The 17,408-nt window shown below is 38.0% G+C and carries 12 protein-coding genes; 6 read left to right on the top strand and 6 right to left on the bottom strand.

Features of this window, described 5'->3' with window-relative positions:
• Positions 1 to 2: 2 nt before the first annotated feature.
• On the bottom strand, positions 3 to 3,149 hold the full coding sequence (locus EWM59_RS08925) for a ligand-binding sensor domain-containing protein (protein WP_130020618.1): 3,147 nt from the start codon (positions 3,147 to 3,149) through the stop codon (positions 3 to 5).
• 285 nt (positions 3,150 to 3,434) lie between these two features.
• Here EWM59_RS08925 and EWM59_RS08920 point away from each other — a divergent pair, with 285 nt between their 5' ends.
• Together EWM59_RS08920 and EWM59_RS08915 are read left to right on the top strand one after the other, a co-directional pair.
• Complete coding sequence (locus EWM59_RS08920) at positions 3,435 to 4,280, top strand: AraC family transcriptional regulator (RefSeq protein ID WP_130020617.1); 846 nt, start codon at positions 3,435 to 3,437, stop codon at positions 4,278 to 4,280.
• Complete coding sequence (locus EWM59_RS08915; RefSeq protein ID WP_130020616.1) at positions 4,277 to 5,767, top strand: ATP-binding cassette domain-containing protein; 1,491 nt, start codon at positions 4,277 to 4,279, stop codon at positions 5,765 to 5,767. Before EWM59_RS08920 ends, EWM59_RS08915 begins: the two co-directional genes overlap by 4 nt.
• A gap of 58 nt (positions 5,768 to 5,825) precedes the next feature.
• Here the strand turns inward: EWM59_RS08915 and EWM59_RS08910 are convergent, their stop codons facing one another.
• Positions 5,826 to 7,871, bottom strand: coding sequence for a kojibiose hydrolase (locus tag EWM59_RS08910; RefSeq protein WP_130020615.1), 2,046 nt, complete (start codon positions 7,869 to 7,871; stop codon positions 5,826 to 5,828).
• 123 nt (positions 7,872 to 7,994) lie between these two features.
• On the opposite strand from EWM59_RS08910, the gene EWM59_RS08905 reads away from it, so the two are divergent.
• The gene (locus EWM59_RS08905; protein ID WP_130020614.1) at positions 7,995 to 8,843 is read left to right on the top strand and encodes a c-type cytochrome; all 849 of its coding nucleotides are present in this window, start codon (positions 7,995 to 7,997) and stop codon (positions 8,841 to 8,843) included.
• Between the two features lie 41 nt (positions 8,844 to 8,884).
• Here the strand turns inward: EWM59_RS08905 and EWM59_RS08900 are convergent, their stop codons facing one another.
• Both EWM59_RS08900 and EWM59_RS08895 read right to left on the bottom strand, forming a co-directional pair.
• On the bottom strand, positions 8,885 to 10,420 hold the full coding sequence (locus tag EWM59_RS08900; protein WP_130020613.1) for a putative outer membrane beta-barrel protein: 1,536 nt from the start codon (positions 10,418 to 10,420) through the stop codon (positions 8,885 to 8,887).
• 50 nt (positions 10,421 to 10,470) lie between these two features.
• Entirely contained in the window at positions 10,471 to 11,037 is a 567-nt protein-coding gene (locus tag EWM59_RS08895; RefSeq protein ID WP_130020612.1) for an RNA polymerase sigma factor, read from the bottom strand.
• Positions 11,038 to 11,466: 429 nt separating this feature from the next.
• Here EWM59_RS08895 and EWM59_RS08890 point away from each other — a divergent pair, with 429 nt between their 5' ends.
• The 3 genes from EWM59_RS08890 (at position 11,467) to EWM59_RS08880 (ending at position 15,451) form a co-directional block, all read left to right on the top strand.
• On the top strand, positions 11,467 to 13,473 hold the full coding sequence (locus EWM59_RS08890) for a hypothetical protein (protein WP_130020611.1): 2,007 nt from the start codon (positions 11,467 to 11,469) through the stop codon (positions 13,471 to 13,473).
• A gap of 68 nt (positions 13,474 to 13,541) precedes the next feature.
• Positions 13,542 to 14,450, top strand: a complete 909-nt coding sequence (locus EWM59_RS08885) for a DUF72 domain-containing protein (RefSeq protein ID WP_130020610.1) — start codon at positions 13,542 to 13,544, stop codon at positions 14,448 to 14,450.
• A gap of 419 nt (positions 14,451 to 14,869) precedes the next feature.
• Positions 14,870 to 15,451, top strand: a complete 582-nt coding sequence (locus EWM59_RS08880) for an LOG family protein (RefSeq protein WP_130020609.1) — start codon at positions 14,870 to 14,872, stop codon at positions 15,449 to 15,451.
• On the opposite strand, the gene EWM59_RS08875 is transcribed toward EWM59_RS08880, so the two are convergent.
• Positions 15,448 to 16,824 carry a M56 family metallopeptidase gene (locus EWM59_RS08875; protein WP_130020608.1) on the bottom strand — a complete coding sequence of 459 codons (1,377 nt, stop codon included), beginning with the start codon at positions 16,822 to 16,824 and terminating at the stop codon, positions 15,448 to 15,450. The genes EWM59_RS08880 and EWM59_RS08875 overlap by 4 nt on opposite strands.
• Complete coding sequence (locus EWM59_RS08870) at positions 16,821 to 17,195, bottom strand: BlaI/MecI/CopY family transcriptional regulator (protein WP_130020607.1); 375 nt, start codon at positions 17,193 to 17,195, stop codon at positions 16,821 to 16,823. Before EWM59_RS08870 ends, EWM59_RS08875 begins: the two co-directional genes overlap by 4 nt.
• Positions 17,196 to 17,408: the final 213 nt, after the last annotated feature.

The following is a 17,408-nucleotide window of genomic DNA, read 5'->3' as shown; positions in this document are numbered from 1 at the left end:
TACTATCCCACAGCAAGCTCAATAATCACCTTTGTTCCGGTCGGATTTCCGTCATTGTCTTCTTTATCAATAATTTCAATACGAGCGTGTTGTTTATGCTGTAAACTTATCAGATTGAGCCTGTCTTGAGTGATTCTGATACCTTTCGACTCATGCTTTTTGGTAACAGTCTGATTTTTCTTTAAAAGATAAGATTTTTGTCGGCCAATACCATTGTCTTCAATCACACACGCTAATATATCGTCTTCTGACAACCGGAAACTAAGCAAAAGTTTACGATCTTCTTTTTTAGGTAACAAGCCATGCCATAGGGCATTTTCTACAAAAGGTTGCAAAAGCATAGGAGGAATCTCAATGGTTTCTGCATCTATTTCATTGGTATCATACATGAGTTCGTAGGTGAATTTCTCAGTGAATCTCAGTTTCTCCAGTTCAAGATACAATTTCAACATTTCAATTTCCTGACTCAAAGGAACCAGATTTTTATCAGAATTTTGTAAAACCAGCCGCATCAGCCTTGAAAACTTCTGTAAATACCCCTGGGCTTCTTTATATTTCTCAAACACGATACATTCCTGAATACTATTCAGACAATTGAACACAAAATGCGGATTCATTTGTGTACGCAAGGCCGTCAGCTTCGATTCGGCCAGTAGTTTATTAAACTCAAGTATCTTGCGTTCTTTCTCTTCTATCAGTTTCAGTTCTTCCTGCCGCTTCCTGAACAATAGCCATACCCAGTACATAATGGCTACAAATAGGACAAACATGATTGACCTGAACCACCATGTTTCCCAGAAAGGAGGCTTTACATAAATAGTAAATGTGGTGGTTTTCTCTTGCCGTTTACCCTGATTATCAATAACTTTTACCAGAAACTGATAATCACCACCAGGAACATTTGTGTAGGAAGCAGACAGTTTTCGGCCACAGTATATCCAGTTATCGTCGTATCCTTCCAACTTATAGGCATATTGCAAGGCTACGTTATCCCGATGGTCGGGCGAAGAGAAGTTGATAGTAAAATAATTCTGTTGATAAGTAAGATTAAGTTTGTCTTTTTCAGTAAAGGGCATTTCTTTTTCAAAAACCTGTATATCTGTAATAATAGGCTTCTGAATGGCTTCTTTATTTTGCAGTTTCTGTGGATTAATAATCAGCATTTCATCAAAAACAGTAATAATAAATTGTCCTGTTTTTTTATTCTGTCTGAAATTCGCCCAGTATTCATGAAAAGGAAGCCGTGTATTAAAATCAAAAACCGCATAAGTTTTGGTTTTAATATTCAGATACCCTAAAATACCACTGTGGGTGCCAAGCCAGAGATTATTTAACTGGTCGAAAGCTAACTGAGAGACACTATTCATCAGTAAGCCGTCTGAGGTAGTCATTTTAAAAATACACTTGCCATTTATGTCAATCTGATAAAGTCCCTTATTGGTACCAACCCATAGATAACCGTCTTTGTCTTCGGCGATTTTGTGGCAAAAAATATCTTTCAGACAGTCTGCCGGAATCTTTCTGAATTTCTGAAGTTTTCTGTCAAAAATCCAGATGCCGTCTTCCATGCAAGCTATCATTTCTCCAGACTTTGTCTGCTGAATCATGGTGCAGGGGCCTGCATCAACAGGGTATTTTTTAGTATTCTTAGTTTTAAGATTATAGGTATAAAATCCATCTCTGAAAGAATAGAGCCATAAGCTATTGGCCTCTTCTTCTTTATCCGGCAATATACCTTTAGAGACAAAAATCTTGGTAATAAAAGGTCGGTTTTTGTTTTGGGTATAGGCTTGTCCTGCTTCGCTTGCTTGTATAGAGGGTATTGAAATATCACGGAATTGTTTAGTAGCAGGGTTAAAAGCTATTAGGCCTAAATAAGTAGTACACCATACTTCTTTGTTAATCAGAGTTGCACTCAGTATCTCGTTTTTATTGAGAACTGTAGGAGATACTACATATCTCTCGGCAGGTGCTTGCAGGTTTTTCAAATAAAACAAACCGTCTTCTTTCGCTATCCAGTAGTCATTGTTTTCGCCGAGGTATATATCATTCACAGAAGCAAACTCTACGTCAATGTAAGCTTTATAACTGGGTATATGAATGATGTTTTCGAGTGAGTGAGATACCCGCCAGCGACTCACCCCATTAAGCGTGCCGACCCAGACTGTACCTTTTGTGTCTTCATAGCAATCGTAAAAAAAACCGTATCCTAAGTCATTAGGGTCGGCAATGGCATATTCAAACTGTTCAATATCTTTTGCTCCTTTCTTCAGGTAAAAAGACCTGTATTTCCAACTTGAGATCCAGAGAGTACCCTGTGAATCAACAAAGAGTTTATTGGCTCCATCACCTAATTTTATCAATGGTTTTTTGAGTAGCTCTTTCCATTGCTTGTCTGCTTTAGTTCTGAAGTCGAAATGATGAATGGCCTGGTCTGTCTGGTCGCTATACCATAAGTTGGCTTCGTTATCAAGCGCTACTGCCGTAATGTTATGGTTGTTCAATACTTCCCATTTTTTGGGATTATAGGCATGGTTGTAAATCTTTGATTGTTCATAGTCAACAAAATGTAAGCCTTGTTGTGTAGATATCCAGAAGCCGCTCCGCAGGGTATCCTCTGCTATACCTAACCTGAAAATACCTATATTTTTAAGGATTGAATCGCCTGCGAAATGAACAAATTTTTGTTTTTGCTGATTGTACCAGAATAAGCCTTCGTCGTAAGTAAATGCCCAGATTACATGATGTTTATTGCGGATTAATTTGATAACATTGATAGGCTTGGCGTAATTTTCGAAAGCTACATTAGTAAAAGTCTGCGTCCATTTATTAAAAACGGTAACACCCGCAGGCGTAGAAAGCCACAATTTTCCATCTGTATTTTCGGCTATTGAACTTACATAATCTTCGGGCAATCCGGTTGTATTCTTATTAGCTTTGTTAAATACCTTAATGGTAGAGCCATCGAAACGATTAAGGCCATTAAGTGTGCCAAACCAATAGTAACCTTCACTATCGTGCAGGATACTGATAACCTGTTTATAAGATAGCCCGTCTTTGGTTTTGATATTGTCAAAAATATATTGTGCCGAGAGGTTTTCGGAGATACAGAGAAGAAAGAAAAAGAATATTAATTGTCCGGTTCTCAAATTTTAGGGCATAGATGGCATAAAAGTAGAAACTTTATAGCAAAAAGCTACTAATTGCCCCTAAAAATTAAAGAAAATGCCATCTAATAAAAAAGCGAAGCCGAGGCTTCGCTAATTCAATTATCATAGGTAAAGTATATTTGTCAAAAGAAAGGCTAAATAATAGTACTTTTATAGTTACAAAATTCAGGTATTTTTCTACAATAAACTATTCCATCATTATCAAATACTTGTACTTTATTAACATATTTTATAAATTTGTTTTACTGATAATGATAATAAAGCATGAAAGTAGAATACGAGAAAATCTCTCCCGATACGGGAAGCTCTTTCCGTCTCATTCACTGGAAATCACAAAATGACAGATTTTTCTGGCACTATCATCCCGAATACGAAATCGTTTTTGTACGCAAGGGTTCGGGTAAATTACATATCGGGCAGCATCTGACCAACTATGAAGAAGGAGAATTGGTTTTTATCGGGCCAAATCTACCACACACAGGCTTTGGGTATGGTGTCATTGGTGAACATGAAGAAATTGTAGTGCAGCTCAGAGAAGATTTTTTGGGTGAAAGTTTTTTATATACCCCAGAAATGCAACAAATCAGGCATTTGTTTGAGAAGGCTAAACAGGGGTTATCGTTTCATGGTAAAACTAAAAAATCAGTGGCCGCCAAGCTACAAAAAATGCTGAACTTGTCGCATTTTGAGCGGTTGGTTGAGTTATTGAATATCTTTCAGGCGCTTGCTACTACTACTGAATATTCGGCACTTAATGCACCGGAGATGTTATTTGATTTTAGTCATAAAGATGAAAACCGGATTAATAAAGTATATGAATATGTAGAACATCATTATCGTGAGCCTATTGATACGCAGGTTGTTGCCGATTTAGTCAGCCTTACAGTACCCTCATTTTGCAGGTATTTTAAAAAAATCACTCACATTACTTATACCGATTTTGTGAATGAGTACAGGATAAACCAGGCTTGCAGGCTATTATTTGAAAATCTCTCTATTGCCGATATTTGTTTTGAGGTAGGCTTTAATAACATTTCGCATTTCAATAAAACTTTTAAGCAGCTTAAGGGCAAAAGCCCCCGTGAGTATAGGCTATCTCTGATAAAATGATTGAATTAAATAAAGTATCTGTACAAAAAGGAGACCGCATGGTCTTGCACAGTATTAACTGGCAAATCAAAGAAAAGGAAAACTGGGCAATTATAGGGGGCAACGGAGCAGGAAAAAGCACCTTATTAGAAGTGATAGCCGGGAAAATATTTCCGTATAAAGGGAAGGCTGCTACCCCTCATTATTCAGAGGTTGCCTTTGTAGCAAAAGATTATAGTTTCAACCGGATTGTGCAGTCAGCTACGCAATATTATCAACAGCGGTTTAATTCAATAGATGCAGAGAATGCGCCTACTATAATAGAAATTCTGCAAAACAGAATCAAGCCTGTCGGAACTGTCAATGAAAATTCTATTAAATTACCTCCTCCTGGATTTTCTGCCGAAGAAATAACCAATGTGGCCAGTCTGCTCAAAATTAATCATTTATTAGACCGTTGTATTGTTACATTATCAAATGGCGAAACACGTAGGGCACTTATTACTTTGTCTTTATTGAGAAAACCAAAGTTTCTGCTATTAGATAATCCTTTCATTGGCTTAGATGTAGAAAGCCGACACACCTTGCATGAAGTTTTGAATCAGGTGGCTCAATCAGGGATTCAGATAATCATGGTGAGTTCTGTAAAAGAAATACCCGACTGTATAACAAATATTGTAGAGTTGAAAGAGGGTATAGTAGAAAAACTATATACCCAACCTTTTCAGTTTATACATAAGCGTACAGCGAAAGACCCATTGCTTTATCCTGAAATTTTAAAGAAAATAGAGCATAATCCGTCAAAACATGATTTTAAGTATGCCGTAAATATGCGGAATATCACAGTTACTTATAAAAACAAGAACGTGGTAGATGGAGTAAGCTGGCAGGTAAAAAAAGGTGAAAAGTGGGCATTGATGGGATCGAATGGGTCTGGTAAAAGTACCTTACTGAGCCTGATTACGGCCGATAATCCACAGGGGTATCAGAATGATTATGAGTTGTTTGACTGGAAACGAGGCACAGGAGAGAGTATCTGGGATATTAAACAGCGTATAGGTTATGTCTCACCGGAGTTACATCTCTACTTCAATCGCCATACGGAAGTCTGGAAAGCTGTGGCATCAGGTTTATTTGATTCGGCAGGCTTGTTTAAAAAACTCACACCGGAAGAACATACTACCGTAGAAGATTACCTGAAATTATTGAATATCTATCATTTAGCCAACCGAAAGATTACACAGCTTTCGTCAGGCGAGCAGAGGCAGGTATTTTTAGCCAGAGCATTGGTCAAAAATCCTTCTTTATTATTATTAGACGAACCTTGTCAGGGGCTTGATTATAACCACATGGTTTATTTCAGAGATTTAGTTGATGAACTGGTGTTGGCTCTCAATAAAACCTTAGTCTATGTAACGCACTACCCCGACGAAATTCCTGCCTGTGTTGCTCAGATAATCAGATTAGAAAATGGAAAGACTGTAGAAATGGGAGAGAGGAAAGGGTAGTAATGATATGATTTTTTTTAGTATAGACGCCATGCTCGGCGTCTATACTAAAAAATGATTACTTCACCATAAATGTTTTCTTATCAACTCCCACTCCTTTAATTGTCAACGATTTCCAATGGCTTGGTAGTTTGGTTTTTAGCTGTATAATACCTGCATCGGTAATATCTAACCCTGCCCAGCCATTAATAAAGGTTTGTAAGAATCCACCAGCACCCGTAGCGAAATATGGATTAGTGCCTCCTGCTGTTTCGGCTAATACATTGAAAGGAGGTACTTCGTTGGGCTTATAGCTATCTAAATATTGTTTATAAGCTGTTTCTGTGTCGCCCAAACGAGCATTCAGGATAGAGAAAACCCCATGCGCCATTGCCGGGCTCTGTCCTCTTCTGCCTGGTAGATTATCAGCTAATACTTTCCAATAAAAATCTAAATCTTTCTTAATGATTTTAGGGTCAGTAATCTGTTTCATCGGGTATGCTAACAGGTTTACATCACCCTGCTTGATTGGCTCACCATTATAACTGGCATGTTCACGGGTAGTACCATCAGGAAATTTTAGAATTATAATGCCTTCCTGTACCTCTTTCCATTTCGGGTTTTCAGGCAAACCCAATTCTTTAGCAGCCTGATTGGCAAAGCCTAATACTTCTTTAGCCATACCGTTGGTATAAGCATTGTCGTCCATATTTTCAGCCCATTCATCCGCACACACTACGTTGATGATATGGTATTTGCCATCATCACCTTTTTCAACCCTGCTCACCCAGAAATCGGCTACTTCTTTCAGCATAGGATAACCCCGGTCTCTCAACCAGATTTTATCTTTGGTAACCTGATAGTATTTCCAGAAAGCAAACCCAACATCGCCCGTAATATGATGTTGAAACGGTCCTGTTAAAGCCCATACAGGTGTGGCTTCCTGCCCCGAGTCATCAGATTCCCAAGGAAACATAGCTCCCTGAAAGCCATGTTCTTTGGCGTTTGCTTTGGCTGCTGTCAGGCGTTCAAAACGGTATTCTAAAAGTGATTTCGCCAATTCGGGTTTCATCACTAATAGAGGGGGATACATCCACATTTCAGTATCCCAGAACACGTGTCCGTTGTAGCCTAAGCCCGATAAACCCATTGGAGAAAGACTATAGGCTTGTCCTTCTCTGCAAAAAGAATAGAGGTGATAGAGCGAAAAACGGGCGGCTCTCTGTGCTTCAGCATCTCCTTCTATAATAATATCAGACTCCCAGATTTTTGCCCAGGCCTCTTTGTGTTTTTTTAGCAGGCGTTCTCTTTTTTCAAGTGCTGCAAAAATAGTCAGTCTTTCTGCTTCATTGTGCGGGTCGGCTACATGAGCCGTTGAAATAACCGAGCCTACTACCGAAAATTTGTAAGTTTCACCCGCTTTCAGTTTCCTGGTAAATTTCAGGCGATGCATGCCATTATCCCATTCTTCATGTATCAATTGTGGTTCTTTGCCACGTTCTTCTTCAAATAAAAAAGAATTAGATGCCGCAATGGTATGTTTTCCGGTAGGTGTTTTGGCTACCGAAGTCATTAGCGGAATCAATGAATGGGGCCGGTCAATCAGGTGATAATAGTTATTCACGTCTCTGAGCATGTCAGGCGTTTGCATCAGGCTGATTGGCGTTATTTCAACATCCTGTTTGGCTGTAATCTCCATTTCAATCATGGCAGAATGTGGAAGATGGCGCAAGGCCAGCACATTAGACTTAACAGCTACTTTATTGCCTAAGTCGAAAGTAGTGGTAAAGATGGCATTCTGCATATCTAAAGTCTGTGCAAAATTGCTGATATTCTTCTTATCAATCAGTTGATTATCCACAATCAGTTCCATATTGGCAAACTCAAATACTTTCATGATGTTAGATACCCGTCCCCGGCCATAAGCATCAAAAGCACCATTCAATACAATATCTTTTACTTTCAGCGGTTCGGGCGATGAGATAATACCTACCATGCCATTGGCTACGGTTACGCCATAATAATTGTTAGAGTCGAAGTTTTTAGCAGTAATTTGCCATTGAGCAAAGGATAAATGCGTGAGCAGACATAGGAAAAATATTTTTCCGATTATGATTTTGTTCATAGGTAAAGTTTTAAATTCAGGACTAAAAGTAATGCTTTTATAAAAAAAAACAAATTTGATTTTCCCGTCGGATATTTTAAGTTAATTTTAAATTCTGATACCAAACTATCCGTATTTTAACCTATGAAAAAGGTTTTTTTAATTCTCTTATTACCTCTTATTTATCTTTCTTGTAATCAATCAGAATCTTCAGAGAACGACTCTTTACAGGTAGCTAAACCTGAGCCTATTTTACTGAGTTCAACCGATTCTGTTTCTATCGACTTATTAGAACTGAAAGAAAAAGGCTTGTTAGAAAAAACACAGGTTATTTTAATAAACGAAGACCCGGTTTATTTAAAGAAGAAACGATTCAATGCTATATCGTTAAAAGAAATATTAGAAAAGTATTCTTCTGCCAAAAACCAGAATGCAGCAGAAACCAAGGTTGTTTTTGAGTGTGAAGATGGCTATAAACCCGAAATGCCCCTTGATAAATTGCTTTCATCGAAGGCATATCTGGCTGTAAGTGATGTTGATGCGCCAAAAGATAAAGAGTGGGAGGTGGTAAAGAAACAAAATGGGGATGAAATAAAAATGGAGCCTTTTTATATAGTATATGAGGGCATATCGCCCACTGATATAGATTATAAATGGCCCTATAATCTGGTGAAAATACATTTAGCTCCTTTGCACGAAAATGATGCGGCTTTAGTGCCGAAGGTAGAAACAGCTAAAGCCGGATATGAGTTATATAAAAGCCGTTGCCAGACCTGCCATAGTATCAATAAAATCGGAGGCAAAATGGGGCCGGAACTGAATTTTCCGAAGAGTGTAACAGAATACTGGAATATAGAGGATTTAAAAGCTTTTATTCAAAAACCGGAGAGTTACCGGAACGAGGTAAAAATGCCGAATCTGGGTATAAAACCTAAAGAAGCCGAAGAGATAGTAAAGTACCTGGAATATATGAGCAAGAACAAGATTGACTAATAAAAAACGCCTTCCTCAATGAGAAAGGCGTTTCTGTCTAATTAAAACCGATAATTAAAGCCGTAATTGATTCCAAACATTTGTAATCGCATGTTTAAATCTACCGACGAATTCATACCCGAAAACAACGCTCTCTGATACGAAGTGCCGATATTTGCCTGCCAGTGTTTGCTTATCAGGTAACTGGCTCTCAGGCCACCTAAACCACTGAAATTGACAGGTTTGTATATTTTATTATCATTACTGATAGTGTTCTTCCCTCTCACTAAACCATTATCAGTAAAGATGCTGTTTTGTAAGAAAATGTCGGTAGAGAAACCCGCCAGAACATTCAGTCCCAGTTTCTTGGTAAGGCCTATTTCATAACCTACCTGCATGGGTACCATCAGGTATTCATATCTGTTGCCGAATTTAGAAGCATCTGCTACTACTGTGTTACTGACGCCTGCAAAAGAATAGTCTTTGGCAGAATTTTGTAATAAATAGTCGCCCAGGAATGTATTTACATAGCCATTAGTCTGAAAAGAATAGGTATTGGTTTCTAAAGTAGAGTTACCTCTCAGATACCTTACTCCACTTTCTACATGCCATTTTTTAGCAATTTTATAACCCACGGCTACCCCACTATTAATAGCTAACCCTGCTTTTATATCATTCTGAGGTCTTGAGACCTGCATCTTATCTCCCGGACTGGCAGAAGCCCCGTTCGCTAACTGGGCATATTCGTTGGCTGAACTATAAGCCAGGCTATTAAGGCTACCAAATTTCATATTAGGGTCAAATGGAGCAACGCCTGATTGCAGACCTACCCATACTTTTGAGTCATTGGAAGCAAGGTCTCTATTTTCAGTATTCTCAATTATTTCGGCATCAAACGCTAACTTATTCCGGTTCATGGTATAACTACTGCCAAAATATCTGTATTTTTTGCCTTCTAAATTATTAACACTGGCTAAAGCAACTTTGGTGTCAGGCAATGCTTCTGCTATAAGCGGGCTACTCAAGCTATTGGTTGTTTTATCCGGATTGTTGGTGGCAATGCTATTATGAGCAACTACCACCCGTTGCGTATCAGACGCCTTTGGCAGAGGGGCAATTTTGCTTTGAGTGCTACGGGCATTTATAGAGGCAATACTATTTTGATTCTCAAACGCTGACTTATTACTGTTTTTTGCTTTGGCTTCCTTAGTATTGCTTACTTCATGTATGGCTTCAGCCGAAGCCAAAACTTCTTGTTCTGCTAGTCGCATTTCTCCCGCTAATTTTTTATCAGTTGGCTGTGTGGTAGTAGCCATACCTGTATCTTGTGTAACACTTGCTGGGTTTTGCGCTACATCTATATTGGTCTTTTCTGATTTATTAAAAAACAGGATACCTCCCAACACTAAAGCTAAGGCCGCTGCCAGGCCTGTTGCCATAAATGACGGTTTAAGGAAAAATAAAAAAGGACTTCTTTTCTTCTTCTTGTCTAATTCTGACTCAATGCGTCCCCACAATTCATCTGAGGGAGGTACCGAGGCATTCTCAAATGCTTTCCTCCATTCATCTTCAAAATTGTTTTGTTTTTGAAATTCCATTTTGTTTATATCACGAAACTATTCCTTTCGTGTGTTCGTAAGTGTTTAACTTAAAATTTGTTGACAGGTGTTTTCCCTTCTACTTTTCTTCCGCTACTGCCTAATTTTTGTTGTAACAATGACCTTGCTCTTGAATATTGCGATTTTGAGGTTCCCTCAGAAATACCCAATAATTCTGCTATTTCGTTATGCTGATAGCCTTCTACTGCATAAAGGTTGAAAATTGTTTTACAACCATCCGGCAGACTATTAACCATTTCCATCAACTGCGAAAACTGAAAGTTTGAAAGCGTAAAGTCTTTTTCTTCTACCGAATCACTTACCAGCTCGCTATCTGTATGTTGCATCCAGTTGGGTTGGTTCTGCAGTTCTTTTAGAGCTGTATTTACTACTATTTTTCTCAACCACGCTTCTAATGGGCAATCGAACCGGAAAGTAGGTAGTTTCTGATAAATCTTAATAAAAGCATCTTGTAAAACATCTTCTGCATCAGACTTATTTTTCATGTACCGCATAGCCGTAACAAGCAACTTACCTGCAAACAACTCATAGAGCTGTCGCTGCGCAATCCGTTCTTGCCTTATGCAAGCCTGCACTAATTCATATTCACGGTGCATGAAAAGGGTAAGTTATAATCCAACCTGATGGACTGAAAAGGGCTTTTATTTAAAAAGACCCTGATATTTCCGAAATGGTTGGAACTTGTGATAAATATTTTGTTTATGAAATTTTTCTGATACTCACCGAATGAAACGGCCTGCGTTGCGGTCGGTGTCTAAGATAACAAAGGAAATTTTATAAATGGAGGCCGACTTAAGTCGGCTTTGTAAATTCAAATAAAACCTTTGTTTAATTAGGCGGCGAATTTATTCGCTGTCATTATTGATGCATAAACTACATCAATAACCCCCAAAACTACAATAACCTTGCCTCTTATCGCTGTCAGCCAATCAATTATTTTCCGCCGTCTGATAAAAAAAAACCATAAACTCTTGTATTTTGTTCCGATTTCATAACTTTGTATATTACCCATTTAGTATAGACTGATGACAACTGATACACTTGCCAAGCCTATGATGTTCGATTTGTGGCGTCAGAATCATTATATATATAAAGATAAATATACTTCGCATCAAACGTCGTACATCGAAAATCTTTTGCCTGAAATAGCTGTTCAGCTCAATGTTTATGAAATTTTAGACATTCTTCAGAAGCGTTTAGGCACAGAAACACTCCAAAAAGCCTTAGATACCAATCAATTTATTCAAAGTCCTGTCAGCCATTATAGAGATGGAAGCTGGCTAAAGAAAGCCAATATGGTGGGCATTAATGTGCGTACTATCGGCAATTTCTTTAATGTGATTAAGTATGCGCTGACTATCCCTAAATCGCAGGATTCTATTCATCTGCTACCTATCTGGGAGCCGGGTGTCGTTGGGAGCCTGTATGGGATGACCAGCTTCAACATTAATCCGCAGTTTTTCAGTCAGGAATTAGCCACCGCTATTCCTCAATTAAATAGTGTGGAGAAGCAATTAGTGTTTGTGATAAATATGCTCCATGCGATGGGCAAAAGCGTAGGTATGGATGTAATTCCTCATACCGATAGGTTTTCAGAAATGGTGATAGCCAATCCACGTTTTTTTGAGTGGATACGGCGGGTAGGCGGAAGAATTTCGAGCCATTCAGAGACGCTCTACCGTGAAATAGAAGAGATTGTGTGGTTGTATCTGCACCGACATGGCACAGCCAATGGCTCTCCTTTGTCTTATTCAAGAAATGTTTTCTTTTCTCCTGAGATTCCTATTCTGTCTGATGAACAACGCATGGAGGTGCTATTCGGGCATAAAACCGACTATCAGGGACGTTTACGGCGGAGGATAGAACTGATGCAGGATATTGTTTATCAGGGCTACGAAACACTTCCGATGACAATGGCACCCCCATACAGAGGTTTACATATCAATCATGAAGAGTATATTCTGGACGATAACGGAAATCGTTGGTACACTTATGAATTTAATGAACCACAGGCGATGTCGAGGGTATTCGGGCCATTGGCACGCTACAAGTTTTATCATTCAAAAGATGATAATGCCCAATGGAAATTAGATTTTAAAAACCCGAATAAGCCTGTTTGGAATTTCTTCTGTCAGAAAGTTGCCGATTGCCGGAAAGCCTATAATTTTGATTTCATGAGGGGTGATATGGCACATTTTCAACCCCGTTCAGAAGGAGTTCCGAAAGAAATTGATGCCTATTATGACCCATTGAGGGCGGTTAAGCATTATGTACAGCAACAGGGAGTGCCGTATTTCGGCTTTTTTGCAGAAACTTTTTTGGTAGAGCCTGACTCTATGGGCTACGGTAACGAATTAGACCATTTAGAGGCCATAGAAGCTGATTCTACGTTAGGTGATTTACAATCTACAATAGTAGGCTCGCCTGAATACATGCAGAAAACAGGGCAATATCGTAATTGGCTGAAAACCAGAAAATTTGCCCCTAATTATACATTGATTACAGCTGATAGAGACGACCCCCGGTTCGATATTTTTTATCAGACAGGTAACCACCTGCGTTTTTTTGTGGCTTTATTTCTGTCAGATATGCCAAGTTATATGAGCCTTGGATTTGAAACCCGTAACCTGCATATACAAAGAGGGACAAACGAGGAATATACTAAATTATATGTGTTTGAAATAAAGGACGATAAGGAAACAGACAAAGTTACGCATGGGGGGTTTAGCTGGGGAAAGAATTTTAAGCAATTTACTATTTTAGAACAAATAAGGGCAGTAGCTGAAAGCATCTGGGATGAGATTAAAGAAAGAGAAGTAAAATGGCTCTTAGCACCTGACGAAAACCAGAAAATGATGGTGTGGACACTACAGGACTATGCAAAATATGTGTTTGTAGCTAACCTTGATGCAAACAATACGATAGACGAAAATGTTTTAAAAGAGGTAACCTTTAATCATCCATTGACCTTGCTTTTTGATACAGCACATGAACTGCCACAACATGAGTGCCGGATATATGTGCTGAATTGAAATCAATAGATAAGATATACTAAAACACACATAACTTGAGGCGAAAGCCTTTATAAAAACTTACACCAATGGACTTCGGAAAACTACCGGATATTTCGGGCGTAGATTTCACGCTACCCCCTGATAATCCATTGACAGACAAAATATTATCATCGAACATTACTGATAAACCTGTTGAGGTCTATATCGGCCCGCCAATATGGGCCATGAAAGACTGGGTAGGCAAGATATACCCCTCTAACGCCAAAGAAAAAGACTTTCTGCATTATTATACCCGACAATTCAATACCATAGAACTTAATGTAACCCATTATCAGATTCCTACACCTGCTATGATTGTGCGTTGGAAAGAGGAAACTGTCAAAGGTTTTAAGTTTTGCCCCAAATTCCCACAGGCCATCAGCCATGACCGACAGTTAATCGGCGCAGAAGCATTAACCACAGAGTTCTGCAATGCTGTATTACAATTAGGAGATAATTTAGGAAGAACTTTTCTGCAACTCTCTCCCACTTTTGAGCCTAAGCAGATGAAAAACCTCGAAAGGTATTTAAAAGCATTACCTGCGGGTTTTCCTGTTTCGGTTGAGTTCCGGCATGAACAATGGTTTGCTAACCAGTCTATTTGGAAAGATACTACTGCTATGCTGGAAGAGTTGGGTGTAGGTACAGTGATGTCAGATGTATCTGGTAGGAGAGATGTGTTACACATGACCTTGACAGACAATAGCCTGATGCTGCGCTTTGTAGGGAATGAGTTGCACCCTACAGACTATACCAGAACAGATGAATGGTGCCGCCGAATAACTGATTGGATAAAAAAAGGACTGAGAAATATCTATATTTTTATTCACTGTGGCGAAAATAAATATGCCCCTGAACTGGCGCATTATTGGATAAAAAAACTGAATAATGCCAATAATTTACGTATAGCTGAACCTAAGATTACACCACAGGCTGTACAGGGAAGTCTCTTCTGAAAAAATACTTGCATTATTACAGCTAAGTCTATAAATTGCAGAAAATTATACTAAAGTCTTGAAGTCAAATTTCATATTGTTTCAAAAAGATTTTAGGAAAAAAGCCATTGAAACTCAAAGATTTTTTTTCCTGACAAATTTAGCGAACAAATAAGCCCAGCACCTTGTTGGGTTTTATTTTTTTATAAGATATTAGTAAAGAGAAAGCATTAATTAAGATACAAATTTAAACCACGGAGTATCACGAAGTTATGCACAAAGTTACACTGAGTAGTCATCTTTACAGGGTTTAAATATTAAGAGTAGAATCAATGTGAAACTCCGTGCAAAACTCTGTGACCCTCCGTGGTAAAACGATTATCTATAAGTTTTATAGAATCACGTATTTATTAAAATAAAGAGTATCTAAAACCAAGTAAATGAAAAGCATATTAGTGTATTGTGGGGCTAATGTTGGTAAGAATCCGGCTTATAAAGAGGCCGCAGAGGGATTAGGAGCAAGGTTTGCAAAAGATAATATCAGATTAATCTATGGTGCCGGAAGTGTAGGTTTAATGGGCGTAGTAGCAGATGCCGTATTGGCCAATGGTGGACAGGTAACAGGCGTCATTCCTGATTTTCTGGTAAAAATGGAAGTAGGACACAAAGGCTTAAGTGAAATTCATGTGGTGGAATCAATGCACGAACGTAAGGCGTTGATGGAAAAACTCTGCGATGGTATTATCACATTACCAGGTGGCTATGGCAGTATTGACGAACTTTTTGAGATATTGACCTGGGCGCAATTAGGTTTGCATAAAAAACCCATTGGCATTCTGAATGTCAACGGGTTTTATGATTTCTTATTGAAGCAATTAGAAGTAATGGTGCAAGAGGGTTTTGTAAAACAAGAAAGCCGTAACCTGCTGCTCGTATCAGATAGTATTGATGATTTATTGCAACAAATGGCAAACTTTCAGCCTACCCCGCATCATAAATGGCTGAAAAGGGGAGATACCTAATTGTTTTTCTTTTTAGCTTCATCAATAAATAGTGTAGGCGATTCTTTGACCTGTTTTATATAAACGTTTTCATAATAATCATTGGTCATGATGTCTAACTGGTATTTATGTTTGCCATAATTAAGAGCATTTTTTAATACTCTGCTACTTGAAAATTCGGCTATATCGCTTGGTTTGTATTTGGCTACCTCGCTATTGCGTACTCTTTTTTCATTTATCCATACACCATACATTTTAGGGTCTTTCCATTTTTCCATTTCCTCTTGAGAAGGAGTAATTTTTTCTGCGTATAATACTTTTATATTCTTACTTTTCTCCTCTTCAGTCAGTTCATTGTAGTACTTGCGAGAGTTTACTCCATTTTTATCTCTCATTAATACAAGTGCATTATAATAATTAACATCTTCCTTGGTGAGTTTATGGGGTTTTGAAGCTGATGTAACAGTAGGTGGAGAGCTAAGTTTCAAGTTTGTTGGCTCTTGTGCAATCAATTGAAATTCAGTTAGACAGAAAGCCAAGGCTATGAATAGCGGAATGCAAATGGCCTTTCTAATAAAAGCCGTTGCGTTGGAGGTGCTTTTAGTCATCATCAATAATCGTTTTTTTGTGAGTTGAAAATTTAAGTTGCTTGTTAAAGTTAGTCCGCTGGTTTGTACAGCCTTACTAAGTAGTAAGTACTGATAGGCCGATACATCATGATAAGTCTTATTGACTGCTTCGTCAGCCAAAAACTCATGATTTAGTTGAATAGCTTTTTTGAAAAGATAGAGTAGTGGATTGAACCAGAAAACAATCCGCAGTAACTCTATAAAAATTACGTCTAAAGAATGTTTCTGACGAACATGGGCTAATTCATGGCTGAATAACTCAAGTTCGATACGAGCATTCTCATAATACTCTCTGCTAATGAAAATGTAGTTCAGAAAGGTATAGGGCAGGATTTTCTTATCTAATAAAATTAGCTTTGCTTCCTGCCATTTGATGACAGGGTTTGTTCGTGTGCTTCTGAATATAGTAACAAGATTGTTGAGGAAACGGATAAAAAAGAAAAGGGAAACAAGGCTGCTTAGAATAACCACATAGTGTACCCAAAGAAAAGCTTTTTGCGCTTCGATTGGCGGTAACTCTGCCCTGTTAGGAAACTGTAGCAGCTTTGGTTGTACTTCTAAAGTCTTTTTAAATACAACTAAATTAGTTTCTGCTGTTGCTGACGGGATTTCAATATTTATGGCTGGAATGGTAAATGCAAAGACAAGACTCAATAAAAGATAGAATCGGTTAAAAACATGGATTTTTTCTGATTCTAAAAAGAGTTTATAAATACCCCAGAGTATGAACAAGCATACGGTCGATTTGAAAAGATAGAGTATCATGAGTTTTTCTTTTTTTGAATTTCTTTTTCAATAATGGCCTTCAGTTCATTCAATTCCTTGTCAGATAGATTAGTCTCGGTAGTAAAAAAAGAAGCAAACTGTGAAGCCGAATTGTTAAAAAAGGTTTTAATCAACCCATTTACATGGTTAGCAAAATAGTCGGTTTTGGTTATTAAAGGATAATACTCTCTCGAATTACCATATTCTTTATAACCTACAAAACCTTTCTCAATCATTCGTTTCAATAGTGTCGCAATGGTTGTAACCGCAGGTTTAGGTTCAGGATATGCTTCCAGCAAATCTTTCATAAAGGCTTTTTCTGCACTCCACAGGTATTGCATCAGGTTTTCTTCAGTAGCTGATAATTTCATATTCTACAATATTAGAGTTTATTCTACAAATGTAGAAATAAAAAACTAATCTCCAAATTATATTAACTAATTTTTTAGTTTATTTTTTTAAAATACTCACATTCAGCATACGCTGTCGTTTTCAGGTGAATAGAAATGTCGTTCATCAGCGAAAAATTCTGCTTTATCATATAAAACTTTTGCTCTTGGCTAATCGTTAATAGTTTTGCAGTC

It is taken from the genome of Emticicia agri (genome assembly GCF_004168285.1).
GTDB classification, from domain to species: Bacteria; Bacteroidota; Bacteroidia; order Cytophagales; family Spirosomataceae; genus Emticicia; species Emticicia agri.
This window is presented reverse-complemented; position numbering and strand designations above follow the sequence as displayed.

Excerpts from the sequence above, each read along its gene's own strand:
- EWM59_RS08910 (WP_130020615.1), bottom strand. The coding sequence starts at position 7,871 with ATGAACAAAATCATAATCGGAAAAATATTTTTCCTATGTCTGCTCACG.
- EWM59_RS08915 (WP_130020616.1), top strand. The coding sequence starts at position 4,277 with ATGATTGAATTAAATAAAGTATCTGTACAAAAAGGAGACCGCATGGTC.
- EWM59_RS08895 (WP_130020612.1), bottom strand. The coding sequence starts at position 11,037 with ATGCACCGTGAATATGAATTAGTGCAGGCTTGCATAAGGCAAGAACGG.
- EWM59_RS08880 (WP_130020609.1), top strand. The coding sequence starts at position 14,870 with ATGAAAAGCATATTAGTGTATTGTGGGGCTAATGTTGGTAAGAATCCG.
- EWM59_RS08870 (WP_130020607.1), bottom strand. The coding sequence starts at position 17,195 with ATGAAATTATCAGCTACTGAAGAAAACCTGATGCAATACCTGTGGAGT.
- EWM59_RS08900 (WP_130020613.1), bottom strand. The coding sequence starts at position 10,420 with ATGGAATTTCAAAAACAAAACAATTTTGAAGATGAATGGAGGAAAGCA.
- EWM59_RS08875 (WP_130020608.1), bottom strand. The coding sequence starts at position 16,824 with ATGATACTCTATCTTTTCAAATCGACCGTATGCTTGTTCATACTCTGG.
- EWM59_RS08885 (WP_130020610.1), top strand. The coding sequence starts at position 13,542 with ATGGACTTCGGAAAACTACCGGATATTTCGGGCGTAGATTTCACGCTA.
- EWM59_RS08890 (WP_130020611.1), top strand. The coding sequence starts at position 11,467 with ATGACAACTGATACACTTGCCAAGCCTATGATGTTCGATTTGTGGCGT.
- EWM59_RS08920 (WP_130020617.1), top strand. The coding sequence starts at position 3,435 with ATGAAAGTAGAATACGAGAAAATCTCTCCCGATACGGGAAGCTCTTTC.
- EWM59_RS08905 (WP_130020614.1), top strand. The coding sequence starts at position 7,995 with ATGAAAAAGGTTTTTTTAATTCTCTTATTACCTCTTATTTATCTTTCT.